We start from the raw sequence: 13,162 nt of genomic DNA, 5'->3' as shown, positions 1-13,162 counted from the left end.
GTCCACGCCGTCGTGGCCCGGCGGGTACACCGACCGTGTTGCACCGGGGCACCGGTCGAAACGCGGTGGGTGTCGCGGCGGCGGGCGGTGAAACCCGGCGGGGAAGGGCACCGCACCCCGACTGCCGAGGAGGCCCCGTGGCCGGCACGCCGAACGACGTACATCTGGCCCTGCGCAAGGAGGTGGCGGCCCGGGCCGACGCCCTGTGGGACGTTGCCCTGCGCCTGCACGCCGACCCCGAGTACGCCTTCGCCGAGCACCGGGCGGCGGCCCTGCTCTCGGGCGAGCTGGAGCGCGCCGGTTTCGCCGTGGAGCGGGGCGTGGCGGGGATGCCCACCGCGTTCACGGCGCGCTCGGGCCAGGGCCGGCCGGCGGTGGCGCTGCTGATGGAGTACGACGCCCTGCCCGGCCTCGGGCACGCGTGCGGGCACAACCTCATCGCGGCGGCGGGCCTGGGCGCCGCGCTGGCGGTGGCCGCCGTGCCGGAGGTGTCCGCCGGGACGGTGCTGGCGGTGGGCACGCCCGCCGAGGAGGGCGGGGGCGGCAAGGCGATCGAGGCGGACGCCGGGGTGTTCGACGACGTCGACGCCGCGCTGATGTTCCACCCCGGCGTGTACGACTGGGCCCGGGCGCCGCTGACCGCGCAGGTGCAGTACCGGGTGGCCTTCCACGGCCGGGCCGCGCATCCCACGGGCAACCCGACGGAGGGCGTCGACGCGCTCGCGGCGCTCGTGGAGCTGTTCAATGTGCTGGCCGTGCTGGGGCGGCGGCTGCCGGAGGGCTCGCACGTGCAGGGCATCGTGACCCACGGCGGCACCGCCACCAACATCGTCCCCGAGTACGCCGAGGGCCTGTTCGGGCTGCGCGCGGCCACCACCGAGGCCCTGGACGACCTGGTGGAGCGGCTGCGAGTGTGCGCCGAGGGCGTGGCCCGGGCCACCGGCACCACCGCCGAGGTGGAGCGCGCCACCGTGCGCTACGAGCACTTCCGGGACAGCGAGCCGCTGTCCGAGCGGTTCGCCGCGCACCTGGCGAGGGCCGGGATCACGCTGTCGCCGCCCGCGCCCGGCGTGTACCTGGGGTCGTCCGACATCGGGAACGTCAGCACGCGGGTGCCCGCCATCCACCCGTTCGTCGCGATCATGGTCGAGGACGGCTCCGACCACACCCCGGAGTTCGCCGCGGCGGCCGCCTCTCCCCCGGCCCGCGAGGTGCTGGTCGCCGTGACCGGGGCCCTCGCGTGCACCGCCGCCGACGTGCTGCTCTGCGAGGGGCTGCGCGAGGAGGCGTGGGCGCGGCACCGGGCGGCCCGGACCGGGTGAGTGGCTCCCGGCCCGGTGGGGAACCCGGCGAGCGCTGAACCCACCGACACCCTGGAGAGGGCCATGAGTCTGTTGCGTGTGCTCGGCCGTCCCATGCTGGCCTCGATGTTCCTCGCGGGCGGCCTGAACTCCGTCCGCGATCCCAAGGAGGTCGCCGACATCGCCGAGCCTGTCGTCCAACCCGTCACCGAGCGCGTCTCGGCGCTGCCGGACCGCACCGAACAGGTCGTACGGCTGAACGGCGCCGTGCAGGTCGTGGCGGGCCTGATGCTGGCCACCGGACGCATGCCGCGGCCGGCCGCGCTCGCCATCGCCGCCACGCTGGTGCCCACGACGCTGGCGGGACACCGCTTCTGGGAGGCGGAGGACCCCTCGGAGCGGGCCCAGCAGCGCATCCACTTCTTCAAGAACATGTCCATGCTCGGCGGGCTGCTGATCGCCGCCGACGACACGGGCGCCCGCCCCTCGCTGGTGTGGCGCGGCACGCACGCCGCCCGTGGTCTGCGGCACGACGCGGGCCTGGTGCGGCGTTCCGTCCGGGCCACCGCGCGTCCGGCCGCCGCGGCCGTGCGGGTCCGCGCCAAGCTCCCCGCCTGACCCCTGGGCGGGCCCGACCGGACCGACCGCGCGTTAGCCCTCGGGGGCCCGGGGGACCCGAGGGCTGGAGGTGAAGGACATGGGACACGGAGGAAACGTCATCGACGAGCTGGTGACCGATCACCGCGAGGTCGAGGAGATGTTCGGCAGGATCGAGGCGCTGCCGTCCGGTCACCAGGACCGCAAGGTGTACGCGGACCAGGTCACGATCGAACTGGTGCGGCACTCGGTGGCCGAGGAGGCCTACCTCTATCCGGCCGTGCGCGAGCACGTGGCGGGCGGGGACGCCCTGGCCGACCAGGAGCTCCAGGACCACGCCACGGCCGAGCGGATCATGAAGGACCTGGAGGGCTGCGACGCGGGCGACGCCGACTTCGACCGCCTGATCGGCATGCTGATGAGCGAGATCCGCTCACACATCGCGGACGAGGAAGGGAACCTCTTCCCGCGGCTGCGGCAGGCGTGCCCGATGGACACGCTCAACGAGCTGGGCGACAAGGTCCGCACGGCGAAGAAGACCGCCCCGACCCGCCCCCACCCGGCGGCTCCCGACAAGCCTCCGGCGAACAAGCTCCTGGCGCCCGGCACCGGGATGGTCGACCGGCTGCGCGACGCGCTGAGCGGTCGGGGGAAGTTCGAGTAACGCGGCCACAGAAGCGGAGAAGGGCCCATCGCCGACGCGATGGGCCCTTCTCCGCTTCTGTGGCCGTCGTCACGTGACCTTCTGTGGGTGCCGTCACAGCCCGCGGCCCATGATCGACAACTGTGATCAACCACACTCGCGGTCCCAAATCCCCGTGGGCGAGAGGGCTTTGGGGCGGGTGAGAGCGACGGACGGGGTGCGGGCGGAACCGACTCGGGGGATCGCTCTGTCACGATGGTCGGCGCCGTATCCGGCGAGGGGAGCCACCGCGCAGCGCAGCCGGTGCCTCTCGTTCTCCTCGCCCCCCTCCTGCTGAGTCCTCCGACTCGTCTTGCGAGTACCGCACTGTGTCTTCCTCGCCCTCCCCTGCCCAGCCCGCCTCGCGCTCGCCCTGGCGGTCGCTGCGGTACCGCAGCATGCGCTGGTGGTCCGTCGCGAACTTCGTGTCCAACGCCGGTACGTGGATGCAGCTCACGGTGCAGAACCTGCTGGTCCTCCAGATCACCGGGTCCGCCGCCGCGACCGGCCTGTCCATGTCCGTGCAGGCGGCGCCCGCCCTGCTGATGAGCGTCCTGGGCGGTGCGGCCGTCGACCGGTGGCCCCGGAAGCTGACGGCCGCCGTGAGCCAGGCACTGCTCGGCGCGATCGCGTTCACGACGGCCGTCCTCGTGGCGCTGGACCGGCTCGACATGACCTCGCTGATGGTGCTGGCCGCGGTCACGGGTGTCGTCGCGACCGTCGACAACCCCGCGTGCGCGCTGCTGGGCAACGACCTGGTCCCGGCGGAGGACGTGCCGTCGGCCATCGGGGTCGGGGCGCTGGTGCACCAGGCGGGCCGGCTCGTGGGAGCGGCTCTCGCCGGTGTGGCGGTCGGGTTCCTCGGCACGTCCGCCGCGTACTTCGCCAACGGGCTGTCGTTCCTGTTCGTGGCGTCGGTCATTCCGTTCCTGCGCCCGGCCGCCGGGGCGGTACGACACGTCGCCGCGCCCGGCGGGCGCACCGGCTCCGAGATGAGCGTGCGCGAGGGGCTGGCCTTCTTCGCGCGTCGGCCGCGGCTGGTCGCGCTCGCCGGCGTGACCGGGATCAGCGCGGTGTTCGGCCGGAACTACGGGCTCACCCTGGCCGTGCTCGTCACCGGGCCGCTCGCGGGTGGCGCCGGTTCCTTCGGCACCGTGTCGACCGTGCTCGCGATCGGCGGGATCCTCGGCGCGGTGCTCGGCGCCCGGCTGCGCCGGCCGTCGGTGCGGCTCGTGGGCGCGCTGGCGGCGACCGGCGGGCTGCTCCAGGTGGCGGCGGGGCTGTCTCCGTCGCTGGTCGTGCTGATCGCGCTGGTGCTGCCGATGGCCGTGGTGGAGTCCGTCTCCGACACCGCCGGTACGGCCGTGCTGCAGACCGACCCGCCCGCCCATCTGCGTGGACGCGTGCTGGGCGTGTGGGGCAGCATCGGCACGGTGTGGAGCCTGGGCGGTCCGCCCGCGCTCGGCCTGCTCATGGAACTGGCCGGGGCCCGCGGTGCCCTGGTCACCGGTGGACTGCTCATCGCCGGTGCGATCGGGGCGGGCCACCTGCTGCGGCAGCGCAGGGCCGCGCCCCCGGTGGTGCTGCGCACCGAGGAGGGCGACGTGCCGGCCCTGAGCAAGGCGGCCTGAGCAGGACCCCTGAGGCCGTCCTCCCGGTCAGGACCCTGAGGCCGTTCTCCCGGTCAGGACCCCGAGGGCGTCCTGCTGGTCAGGACCCCGACGGCCGCAGGGCCCCGGCAGCCGCCTTGGCCGCCCTGCGGGTCAGCAGGGTCGTGGAGCGGCCGTCCAGGTACGGCAGGACCACCGCCTGCCCGCCCCAGCTCCGCAGGACCTCCGCCTCCGGCAGGTCCTGGACGGAGTAGTCGCCGCCCTTGACCCAGACGTCCGGGCGCAGGCGCGTCAGGACCGCCTCGGGGGTGTCCTCCTCGAAGACCACGACCGCGTCGACGCTGCCGAGGGCGGCGAGGACGCGGGCCCGGTCCGCCGCGTGGTTGAGCGGGCGCCCGGGGCCCTTGCGGCGGGTGACGGACGCGTCGGAGTTCAGGCACACGATGAGGCAGTCGCCGATGCGCCGGGCGCTCTCCAGCAGGCCGACGTGCCCGGCGTGCACCAGGTCGAAGCAGCCGCCGGTGGCGACCACGGTGCCGCCGCGGGCGCGGACGCTCTCCGCTAGGGCGAACGCGTCGGTCGTGGGATCGTCCGCGGGGTCCGGCGTCGGCGGAGTCCGCCACAGGTCGGGGTTGCCCGCGCCGCCCGCCGCGACGAACGCGGCCGCCTCGGCCACGGCCCGTTGCAGCGCCTCCTCGGGGAGCAGACCGTCGGCGAGGGCGGCCGCCGTCGTCGCGGCGAAGCAGTCGCCCGCGCCGCACGGGTCCCCGGCGGCCCGGTAGGGCACGGGGACCAGCATCGGCGTGCCGGCGCCGGGCCGGGCCAGCAGCACTCCGCGGTCGCCGAGGGTGACGGCCACCCCTGCCGCGCGCCAGCGCTCCGCGAGCCGCGCCCCGCGCTCGGCGTACTCGCCCAGCGACGTTCCTCCGGAGCCGGGGTGCAGGGCGCGTGCCTCGGCGGCGTTGGGGGTGACCAGCCGTGCTCCGGGCACGGGCGGGTCGCCCTTGGGGTGCGGGTCCCACACCAGGGGGGTGCGGCGGGCGATGTCCTCGAGGTGGGGCCGCAGGGCGCCCGCGGTGTGGCGGCCGTAGTCGGCGACCAGGACGGCGTGCGCGTTCGCGAGTGCGGAGCGGACGGCGTCGTCGGGTTCGCCGGGGGTGCCGCCGCCCCGGTCGATGCGGACGACGGGCCGGCCGCCCGCCAGGACCCGGGTCTTGACCGGGAGGGTGCCCTTCAGCGGGATCTCCAGCAGCCGGACCCGGCCGCGCAGGTCACGGCGTACGGCCTCGCTGGCGTCGTCGTCGCCGAGCGCGGTCACCAGCACCACGTCCCGGCCGCCCCGCGCGGCGAGGGCGGCGGCCAGTCCGGCCCCTCCGGGGTGGCTGCGGTCGCCGGTGACGTCGACGACGGGGGCGGGGGCGTCCGGGGAGAGCCGGGTGGAGACGCCTTCGATGTCCTCGTCGAGGAGGACGTCCCCGACGACGGCGAGCGGTTTCGGCCCGGTCATGGCGTGCTCCCGTGGGTGAGGACCGTACGGCGTGCGAGGGGCGTGGACACGGCCGTGTCGAAGCACTCGCAGAGCAGGTGGACGGCGACGAGATGGGTCTCCTGGACGGTGGCGGTGCTGTCCGCGTCGACGCACAGGGCCTCGTGGGCGGCTTCCGCCAGGGGATTCGGGCCGCGTCCGGTGAGCGCCCACACGCGCAGCCCGGCCTGCCGGGCGGTGACGGCCGCGGCGATGAGGTTGGCGCTGCGGCCGGAGGTGGACAGCAGCATCAGGATGTCGCCGGGGCGGCCGTGGGCGGTGACCTGGCGGGCGTAGACGTGGTCGAAGCCGTAGTCGTTGCCGATGGCGGTCACGCTGGACGTCTCGGCGTGCAGGGCGAGCGCGGAGTAGGCGCGACGCTCCCGGCGATAGCGGCCGACCAGCTCGGCGGTGAGGTGCTGGGCCTGGGCGGCGCTTCCGCCGTTGCCCGCGGCGAGCAGCCGGCCGCCGCCGGAGAGGACGTCGGCGAGGCGGCCGCCCCAGTCGGCGATCCGGTCCAGGCCGTGCCGGCGGAACCGGCCGAGGGCCTCCTCCAGCGACTCGCAGTGTGCTCGGGCGGCGTCGAGGGCGGGGTGTGCGGGGAGTTCGTCCATGCGGATCGGGCGTACCGCCGCGGGGGTGGCGGCGGGCCCACACCTCCTTCGGGCTCTGGGCGGGGCGCGGGCCGGTTCAGCCGGCGCCGGTCGCGGCGGGCTCGGCGTCGAGGACCTCGCAGTAGGCCGCCTCGGTGGCGGCGGCGACCTGGCCCCAGCCGTACCGGCTGAGGACGCGGCGGCGCCCGGCCGCCCCGCAGGCCGCGCGGGCCGCCGGGTCGGCGAGCAGTCCGGCGACGGCACGGGCCAGGGCCTCGGGGTCGCGGGGCGGCACCAGCCGTCCGGTGCCCGGGTCGGCGACGGTGTCGAGCTGCCCGCCGACCGCGCTGGCCACCACGGGCACGCCGCAGGCCATGGCCTCCAGCGGCACGATGCCGAAGGGCTCGTAGTCGGCGGGGCAGACCACCACGTCGGTGGAGCGCAGCAGCGCGGGCACCTCCTCGCTGGGCACGGCGCCGGTGAAGCGGACCCGGTCGGCGACGCCGGCGTCCCGGGCGATGCCGCGCAGCCGGCGGACCTCCGGGTCGTCGTCGAGCCGGTCGGCGGGCGGTCCGCCGACCACGAGCAGTTCGGTGCCGGGCAGCCGGGCCAGCGCGGCGACGGTGACGGCGGCGCCCTTGCGCGGTACGAGCCGGCCCAGCTGGAGCAGCCGGTGCGGGAGCGGTCCGCGGGGCGCGGCCGGGCCCTTGGGGGTGAACCGGTCGGTGTCGACGCCGCACGGGACGATGCCGACCTTGTGCGGGGGTATGCCCATGCGGGCCAGTTCGACGGCCTCGTCGCGGCAGGTGGCGATGACGCGGTCGCAGCCCAGGCCGATCTCGGTCTCGCCGGGGATCCGTTCCGGCGGGCTGGTGTCGGCGAGCCGCTGGTGCCGTTTCTTCACGGTGCCGAGGGCGTGGTAGGTGTGCAGCAGGGGCAGGCCCCGCTCGCGGGTGGCGCGCAGCGCGGCCAGGCCCGACATCCAGTAGTGCGAGTGCACGAGGTCGGGGGCCCGGGTGCGCCAGCTGCGGGCCAGGTAGCGGCCGAACTCGCCCATGTGCGGCAGGAGCGCGTCCTTGGGGAGCGGCTCGGCCGGCCCGGCGGGCACGTGGTGCACCTCGACGCCGTCGCGCAGCTCCACCCGGCAGGGCAGGTCGGAGGTGTCGCGGCGGGTGTAGACGGTGACGCGGTGGCCGCGGTCGGCGAGGGCGCCGGCGAGGCAGGCGACGTGGACGTTCTGTCCGCCCGCGTCGACCCCGCCGAGCGCGGCGAGGGGGCTCGCGTGCTCCGAGACGAGGGCGATCGCCAGGACGCCCGGGTCGAGGGGGTCGCCGCCGAGCGGCCCGGCGGGGAAGGGGCTGAGGGACGGGGTCATGAGCACACCTCCGTGATCAGGCGCTCCCAGTCGGCCAGGAAGCGCTTGAGCCCGTAGCGTTCGAGGGCCGCCTGCCGGGCCCGGGCGCCGTCCTCGGCCGCGGCCTCGGGTTCGTGGAGGTAGCGGCGGGCGGCGCGGGCCAGGACGTCGGGGCGGGTGGAGAGGGTGCCCGCGCCGGGCGGTACGGCCTCGACGGCGCCGGTGGTCGCGAGCGCCAGCACGGGCAGGCCGAGGTGCATCGCCTCCAGCAGGGACAGGCCGAGGGAGGTCCAGCGCACCGGGTGCAGGTACATGCGGCGTTCGGCGAGGGCCGTGTGCAGGTCGCTCTGGGCCAGGTCGGCGGTGCGGCACCGGTCGGGTGGCAGGCCGAGGTGTCCGGCCAGGCCCTCGGTGCCCATGCCGAACACGTCGAGCGGCACCGCCTCCGCCAGGGCGGGCAGCAGGTCCGTGCCGGTGTACCGGGCGCGCCGCACGGGTTCGTTGACGACGACGGCGGCGCGGGCGAGCCGGCCGGTGTAGTGGTGGCCCGGGTCGACGATGCCGTGCTCGACGACCTCGGTGCGGGTGGTGCCGCAGTCCCAGAAGAGCCGGTTGAAGTGGGTGACGTGCACGATCGTCAGAGCGGTGCGGTCGGCGCACGGGTGGCGGGTGTCCGGTACGGCGCCGTCGGGCGCGTTGTGCTCCAGGTACAGCGCGGGCACGTCGCGGCCGGGGCGCCGCCCGCCGAGCCACCGCTCAGCCAGCTCGATCTCGTGCGGGCGTTGCAGCAGCACCAGGTCGACGGGCGTGTCGCGAAGTTGCTCGGGGGTGGCCTCGCGCACCGAGGCGGGCCAGAGGAAGGTGCGGGCCCGTCCGAGGCCGTCCGGGTCGCGGCCCGGGGTGACGGGGACGAGGTAGGTGTGCGGGCCCTGGACGAACGCGGTCGTCCAGGAGCCGTGCACATGCCACAGCAGGATGTTCATACGGTCGCTCCTCGCTCCGTGTGTTCTCCCTGGTCCGCGCGGTCGTCCGTGAGGGCCGCCACGGCCGCGAGCACCTCGGCGTCGCCGATCGCGTCGAGGCAGGGGTGTCCGGGGACCGGGCAGTGGCGTGCCCGGGTGTCCGCGCACGCGGCGTGCGGGTCGCCGAGCAGGAGGTGCGGGACGCCGTAGGGGGCCCAGCGTTCGGCCGGCACGACCGGTGCGAAGAGGCTGACGACGGGTGTGCCGACGGCGGCGGCGAGGTGCGCCGGGCCGGTGTTCCCGGCCACCACGACCCGCGCTCCGGCCAGGACTCCGGCGAGCTGCGGCAGGTCGGTGGCGCCGCCGAGGTCCAGCGCGTGCCGGCCGGCGACCCGGGCGGTCAGCTCCCGCTCGGCGCGGCCGCCGGTGACGACGACCCGGTAGCCCTCGGCGGACAGCGCGGCCACGGCCCGGGCGGCCCGCCCGGGGCTCCACGCCCGCGCGGGCACGGCGGCGCCGGGGTGCACGACGACGTACGGCTCGGGTCCGGTGAGGCGGGTGGTGGGGGGCGGCGGGGTGACGCGGAGTGCGCCGTCGTCGCCGGGTGGCAGTGCGAAGCCCGCGGCGCGGGCCAGGTCGAGGGCGGCCAGGGCCTCGTGCCGGTGCGGGAGTCTGCGGTGCCGCAGGTCGAGGAGGGCGCCCGGGTAGTCCTCGCTGTCGGCGGCGGTCCAGCCGATCCCGGCGAGCTTGAGCAGCAGGGCGGCCGGCAGCGGGCTCTGGTGGTACGACACGAGGACGAGCGCCCGGTCGAAGCGGCCTGCCGTGAGCGTCTCCATCAGCCGCCGGGTGGCCGTCCGGGTGATCGGCGGCGGTTCCAGCCCGACCCAGGGGGCGTCGTAGGTCAGCACGTCGTCCACGCCGGGCAGCATCCGGCCCGCGGCGGCGCCCTGCGGCCCGCACAGCAGCGCGGTGTGCGCGGACCCGGCCGCGACGGCCCGGACGGCGGGCCCGGCCAGGAGGACGTCACCGGCGCTGTCGAGGCGGACGACGAGGGTGCGGGGGCGGCGGAACCGGGTGGGAGTCATCGGGCCTCCCCCGCCGGCACGGCCGAGTCGAGGGCGAGGCGTACCGCCTCGCGAAGGTCGTACGCCGTGGCGTCGGCCTCCGTGATCTCCTCGGGCCGGGTGAGGACCGTGGGAACGAGGACACCGCGGGCCCCCGCGGCCCGGGCGGCCGCCACGTCGGCCCCGATGTCGCCGATGACGACGGTGCGTTCGGGCGGCACGGCGAGGCCGCGGCAGGCGGCCAGCACCAGGCCGGGGGCCGGTTTGCGGCAGCCGCAGCCCTCCTCCGGCCCGTGCGGGCACACGGCCCAGACGGCGAACGGCCCGAGCAGTTCCTCCACCCGCAGGCGCACGTCCTCGACCTGGCGGCGGGTCAGCAGGCCCCGGGCCACGCCCGACTGGTTGGTCACGACACCGACGGGCACTCCGGCGGCGCGCACGGCGTCGACGGCCTCCCGCGCGCCCGGCATGAGCGCGACCCGCGCGGGGTCCCCGTTGTAGGGGACGTCGGCGACGAGGGTGCCGTCGCGGTCGAAGAGGACGGCCGCGGGGAGCGCGCGGCCGGGCCGGGCCGGCCGCGCGTCGGCGGGCCCGTGTGTCGTGGGAAGCAGCCAGGGGCGGGTCATGACCGGAGCCGTTCCCCGACCTTCGGGCGGGGCGCGGGTGCCGGCTCTCCCGTCCCGAAAGGCGTGTGTGGCCGGGCCGTACGGTGCGCCAGCTGCCCGCGCAGCCAGTGCCAGGTGGCGGCGGGCGGGACGAGCACGCTGGTCAGGACCATCGTGAGCACCTCGTCGCGGGTGCGCGGTCCGGGCAGAATCCGGGCCAGGGCGAACTCGGCGGTGCCGGCCAGCCACGCGGCGGCGCAGGCCGCGGCGGGTCGGGGCCGGCCGAGCAGGGCGCAGCCGAGTGCCGTCACCGCCGCTCCGGTCACCGCCAGGTGCACGGGCAGCCGCCCGCGGGACGCCTCCGCGCGCCGCCACCAGTGGCGGCCGTGCAGCCGGGTCATCAGCACGTCGTCGGCGTTGCCGGCCTGGAGCCGGACGGAGATCCAGCGCCCGGCCGGCCGTACGGGGTGGGTGGTGGTGCGCCGGCCGCCGGTGAGGGTCCAGCCGGCGTCGAGCAGGCGCAGGGCGAGGTCGGCGTCCTCCCGGAAGGCCCGGCGGAAGCGTTCGTCGAAGCCGCCGACCGCGGCCAGCGCCGCCCGTCGGTACGCCATGTCGGCGGTGATCCAGTGGGCGGTGGCGAGCCCGGCCGTGTTGCGCTCCCAGTCGGTGGGGCGGCGGTCGCTGGGCAGGGGGACCTCGATCCGGGCGGTGATGCCGGCGGTCCGGTCGGTGGCCGCGGCCAGGTCGAGGGTCAGGTCGTCGCCCCAGGTGGGGCCGGGTACGACGTCGTCGTCGAGGAAGACGATCCAGGGCACGTCGCCGGCCGCCCGCCAGCCGAGGTTGCGGGCGGCGGCGGGTCCGCGCGCCCCGCCGGGCACCACGAGGGTGCGCGAGCGCAGGGACGGCGGCACGTCCGCGGTGAGGAACGTACGGGCACGGTCGGGCCGGTCGTCGACGAGGACCACCCGGACCGGCCCGGGTCCGCTCGCCTCGGCGAGGGCGTGCAGGCAGGTGCGCAGGCTGGGCCGGCCGAGGGTGGGGATGACGACGGCGTACTCGGCGTCCCCGGCGGGGGCGTCGGGGCGGGTCATCGCGGACCTCCGGCGGCGTCGGGGCGGAAGTCGGTACCGAGAGCGGTACGGGAATCGGTGCCGGACTCGGTCCGGAACAGGTCGCCGCGCCGGATCGCGTACGGGCCGATGGCGAGCAGGTCGACGGGTGAGGAGCCGAAGCACTCCAGGGCGTCGCGCGGGTCGTCGACCATGGGGCGGCCGGCCGTGTTGAGGCTGGTGTTGACGACCACGGGCAGTCCGGTGAGCCGCTCGAACGCGCCGAGCATCCGGGCGACCAGGGGTTCGCGGGCCGGGTCGACGGTCTGGATGCGGGCGGTGCCGTCGACGTGCACGACGGCGGGGATCCGCTCCCGCCACTCCGGGGCCACGTCGTGCACGAACAGCATGTACGGGCTGGGCAGCGGGCCGTCGAAGATGTCGGCGGCGCGGTCGGCGAGGACCATCGGGGCGACGGGCCGGAACTGCTCGCGGCCCTTGACGTCGTTGAGGCGTTCCAGGTTGCCCGCGTGCCCGGGGTGGGCCAGCAGCGAGCGGTGGCCGAGCGCCCGGGGGCCGTACTCGGAACGGCCCTGGAACCAGGCGACGATGCCGTTGTCGGCGAGGGCCCGGGCGACGGTCTCGGCGATGTCCGGGGGCCGTTCGAAGGGGACGGCCGCGGTCTTCAGCCAGGCTCCGAGCTCCGCGTCGGACCAGTCCCGGCCGAGGTCGGCGCCGGTCATGGGTTCGGGTTGGTCGCCCTCCACGGCGGACAGCAGAAGGGCGCCGCCCAGGGCGGTCCCGGCGTCTCCCGCGGCGGGCTGCACCCACACCCGGGCGAAGGGGCCCTCGCGGGCGATGCGGGAGTTGGCGACGCAGTTGAGGGCGACGCCGCCGGCGAGGGTGAGCACCCGGTCGTGGGTGCGGCCGTGCAGCCAGCGCACCAGGTCGAGCAGGGTCTCCTCCAGCACGGCCTGGGCGCTGGCGGCGACGTCGGCGTGGTCCTGCGTCCACGGCTCGTCGGGGCCGCGCGGCGCGCACAGCTCGTGCCAGGGCACGCCGGTGGCGTGGAAGCCGCCGTCGCCGGTGGGGTACACGTGCCGGCGCAGTTCGGCGAGCATGCGCGGCCTGCCGTGGGAGGCGAGGGCCATCACCTTGAACTCGTCGGAGGAGCGCAGGAAGCCGAGGTGTCCGGTGAGTTCCTCGTAGACCAGGCCGAGCGAGTGCGGGAGTTCCTGGGCGTGCAGGGCCTCCAGGCGGTCCCCGGTGCGGCGGGCGGCCAGGTGGGAGGCGCGCTCGCCGCGGCCGTCCAGGACCAGGACGGAGGAGTTCCCGGCGTCCGGTGCGGCGAAGGCACTGGAGGCGGCGTGCGCCATGTGGTGCGGTACGAAGCGGACGATGCCGGGGTCGAGCCCGGGCAGGGCCGTCCGCAGGAAGCCGGGCGCCTCGCGGGCGTAGGTGAGCCGCAGGTGGTCCCAGGGGTCGTCCAGGCCCATGTCCTCGGCGGGCCGGGCGAGCGCCGGGTCGAAGGAGTAGGTGACGGCGTCGAGGTCCTGCGGGCGCAGCCCGGCCCGCTTCAGGCACCAGGCGGCGGCCTTCTCGGGCAGTTCCCAGGCGGAGAACGGCAGGGGCCGCTTGCCGTGCTTGCGCCGGGAGAACCGCTCCTCCTCGGTGGCGGCGACGGTCCGCCCGTCGATCACCAGGGCGGCGGCGGGATCGTGGAAGAGGGCGTTGATTCCGAGGATGCGCATGGGGGTGGCGGGCCTTTCGACGGTGGGGGCGGGACCGGGCGAGGCGCTGCGCGGGGAGGCCCGGGCCGG

12 protein-coding genes are annotated in these 13,162 nt (G+C 76.3%); 4 read left to right on the top strand and 8 right to left on the bottom strand.

Annotated elements, in window-relative coordinates:
* Positions 1-137: 137 nt before the first annotated feature.
* The 4 genes from ACSUPV_RS40195 (at position 138) to ACSUPV_RS40180 (ending at position 4,211) form a co-directional block, all read left to right on the top strand.
* Positions 138-1,322, top strand: a complete 1,185-nt coding sequence (locus ACSUPV_RS40195; protein ID WP_436949750.1) for an amidohydrolase — start codon at positions 138-140, stop codon at positions 1,320-1,322.
* Positions 1,323-1,385: 63 nt separating this feature from the next.
* Positions 1,386-1,919: a DoxX family protein gene (locus ACSUPV_RS40190; RefSeq protein ID WP_436949748.1), complete on the top strand. Its 534-nt coding sequence runs from the start codon at positions 1,386-1,388 to the stop codon at positions 1,917-1,919.
* 79 nt (positions 1,920-1,998) lie between these two features.
* On the top strand, positions 1,999-2,562 hold the full coding sequence (locus ACSUPV_RS40185) for a hemerythrin domain-containing protein (RefSeq protein WP_031116289.1): 564 nt from the start codon (positions 1,999-2,001) through the stop codon (positions 2,560-2,562).
* 347 nt (positions 2,563-2,909) lie between these two features.
* Positions 2,910-4,211, top strand: a complete 1,302-nt coding sequence (locus ACSUPV_RS40180; protein WP_037866329.1) for an MFS transporter — start codon at positions 2,910-2,912, stop codon at positions 4,209-4,211.
* A gap of 79 nt (positions 4,212-4,290) precedes the next feature.
* Here ACSUPV_RS40180 and rfaE2 read toward each other — a convergent pair whose 3' ends face one another.
* From rfaE2 to ACSUPV_RS40140, 8 genes are all read right to left on the bottom strand, one after another.
* Positions 4,291-5,697 carry a D-glycero-beta-D-manno-heptose 1-phosphate adenylyltransferase gene (gene rfaE2, locus ACSUPV_RS40175; protein WP_031116291.1) on the bottom strand — a complete coding sequence of 469 codons (1,407 nt, stop codon included), beginning with the start codon at positions 5,695-5,697 and terminating at the stop codon, positions 4,291-4,293.
* A complete protein-coding gene (locus tag ACSUPV_RS40170) occupies positions 5,694-6,329 on the bottom strand; it encodes a D-sedoheptulose-7-phosphate isomerase (RefSeq protein WP_037767325.1) in 636 nt (211 codons plus the stop codon). Before ACSUPV_RS40170 ends, rfaE2 begins: the two co-directional genes overlap by 4 nt.
* Positions 6,330-6,405: 76 nt before the next feature.
* Positions 6,406-7,683 (bottom strand): glycosyltransferase, encoded by a 1,278-nt coding sequence (locus ACSUPV_RS40165; RefSeq protein WP_436949745.1) that lies wholly within the window; start codon positions 7,681-7,683, stop codon positions 6,406-6,408.
* Positions 7,680-8,645 carry a glycosyltransferase gene (locus tag ACSUPV_RS40160; RefSeq protein WP_436949744.1) on the bottom strand — a complete coding sequence of 322 codons (966 nt, stop codon included), beginning with the start codon at positions 8,643-8,645 and terminating at the stop codon, positions 7,680-7,682. Before ACSUPV_RS40160 ends, ACSUPV_RS40165 begins: the two co-directional genes overlap by 4 nt.
* Positions 8,642-9,709 (bottom strand): glycosyltransferase family 9 protein, encoded by a 1,068-nt coding sequence (locus tag ACSUPV_RS40155; RefSeq protein ID WP_037767320.1) that lies wholly within the window; start codon positions 9,707-9,709, stop codon positions 8,642-8,644. Before ACSUPV_RS40155 ends, ACSUPV_RS40160 begins: the two co-directional genes overlap by 4 nt.
* Complete coding sequence (locus ACSUPV_RS40150) at positions 9,706-10,314, bottom strand: D-glycero-alpha-D-manno-heptose-1,7-bisphosphate 7-phosphatase (protein ID WP_359791965.1); 609 nt, start codon at positions 10,312-10,314, stop codon at positions 9,706-9,708. The genes ACSUPV_RS40155 and ACSUPV_RS40150 overlap by 4 nt, the downstream gene beginning before the upstream one ends.
* Complete coding sequence (locus ACSUPV_RS40145; RefSeq protein ID WP_037767318.1) at positions 10,311-11,384, bottom strand: glycosyltransferase family 2 protein; 1,074 nt, start codon at positions 11,382-11,384, stop codon at positions 10,311-10,313. Before ACSUPV_RS40145 ends, ACSUPV_RS40150 begins: the two co-directional genes overlap by 4 nt.
* Positions 11,381-13,093, bottom strand: a complete 1,713-nt coding sequence (locus tag ACSUPV_RS40140) for a carbamoyltransferase family protein (RefSeq protein WP_436949742.1) — start codon at positions 13,091-13,093, stop codon at positions 11,381-11,383. Before ACSUPV_RS40140 ends, ACSUPV_RS40145 begins: the two co-directional genes overlap by 4 nt.
* Between the last annotated feature and the right edge of the window lie 69 nt (positions 13,094-13,162).

Origin of the sequence: Streptomyces sp. SudanB52_2052, from assembly GCF_964272415.1 — a bacterium.
Classification (GTDB): Bacteria; Actinomycetota; Actinomycetes; order Streptomycetales; family Streptomycetaceae; genus Streptomyces; species Streptomyces olindensis.
The sequence above is the reverse complement of the archived record's forward strand: the minus strand, read 5'-3'. Positions and strand labels throughout refer to the sequence as shown.

Bases quoted from the DNA above. Each gene is read 5' to 3' on its own strand.
- ACSUPV_RS40190 (WP_436949748.1), top strand. From the start codon at position 1,386: ATGAGTCTGTTGCGTGTGCTCGGCCGTCCCATGCTGGCCTCGATGTTC.
- ACSUPV_RS40185 (WP_031116289.1), top strand. From the start codon at position 1,999: ATGGGACACGGAGGAAACGTCATCGACGAGCTGGTGACCGATCACCGC.
- rfaE2 (WP_031116291.1), bottom strand. From the start codon at position 5,697: ATGACCGGGCCGAAACCGCTCGCCGTCGTCGGGGACGTCCTCCTCGAC.
- ACSUPV_RS40170 (WP_037767325.1), bottom strand. From the start codon at position 6,329: ATGGACGAACTCCCCGCACACCCCGCCCTCGACGCCGCCCGAGCACAC.
- ACSUPV_RS40165 (WP_436949745.1), bottom strand. From the start codon at position 7,683: ATGACCCCGTCCCTCAGCCCCTTCCCCGCCGGGCCGCTCGGCGGCGAC.
- ACSUPV_RS40160 (WP_436949744.1), bottom strand. From the start codon at position 8,645: ATGAACATCCTGCTGTGGCATGTGCACGGCTCCTGGACGACCGCGTTC.
- ACSUPV_RS40155 (WP_037767320.1), bottom strand. From the start codon at position 9,709: ATGACTCCCACCCGGTTCCGCCGCCCCCGCACCCTCGTCGTCCGCCTC.
- ACSUPV_RS40150 (WP_359791965.1), bottom strand. From the start codon at position 10,314: ATGACCCGCCCCTGGCTGCTTCCCACGACACACGGGCCCGCCGACGCG.
- ACSUPV_RS40145 (WP_037767318.1), bottom strand. From the start codon at position 11,384: ATGACCCGCCCCGACGCCCCCGCCGGGGACGCCGAGTACGCCGTCGTC.
- ACSUPV_RS40140 (WP_436949742.1), bottom strand. From the start codon at position 13,093: ATGCGCATCCTCGGAATCAACGCCCTCTTCCACGATCCCGCCGCCGCC.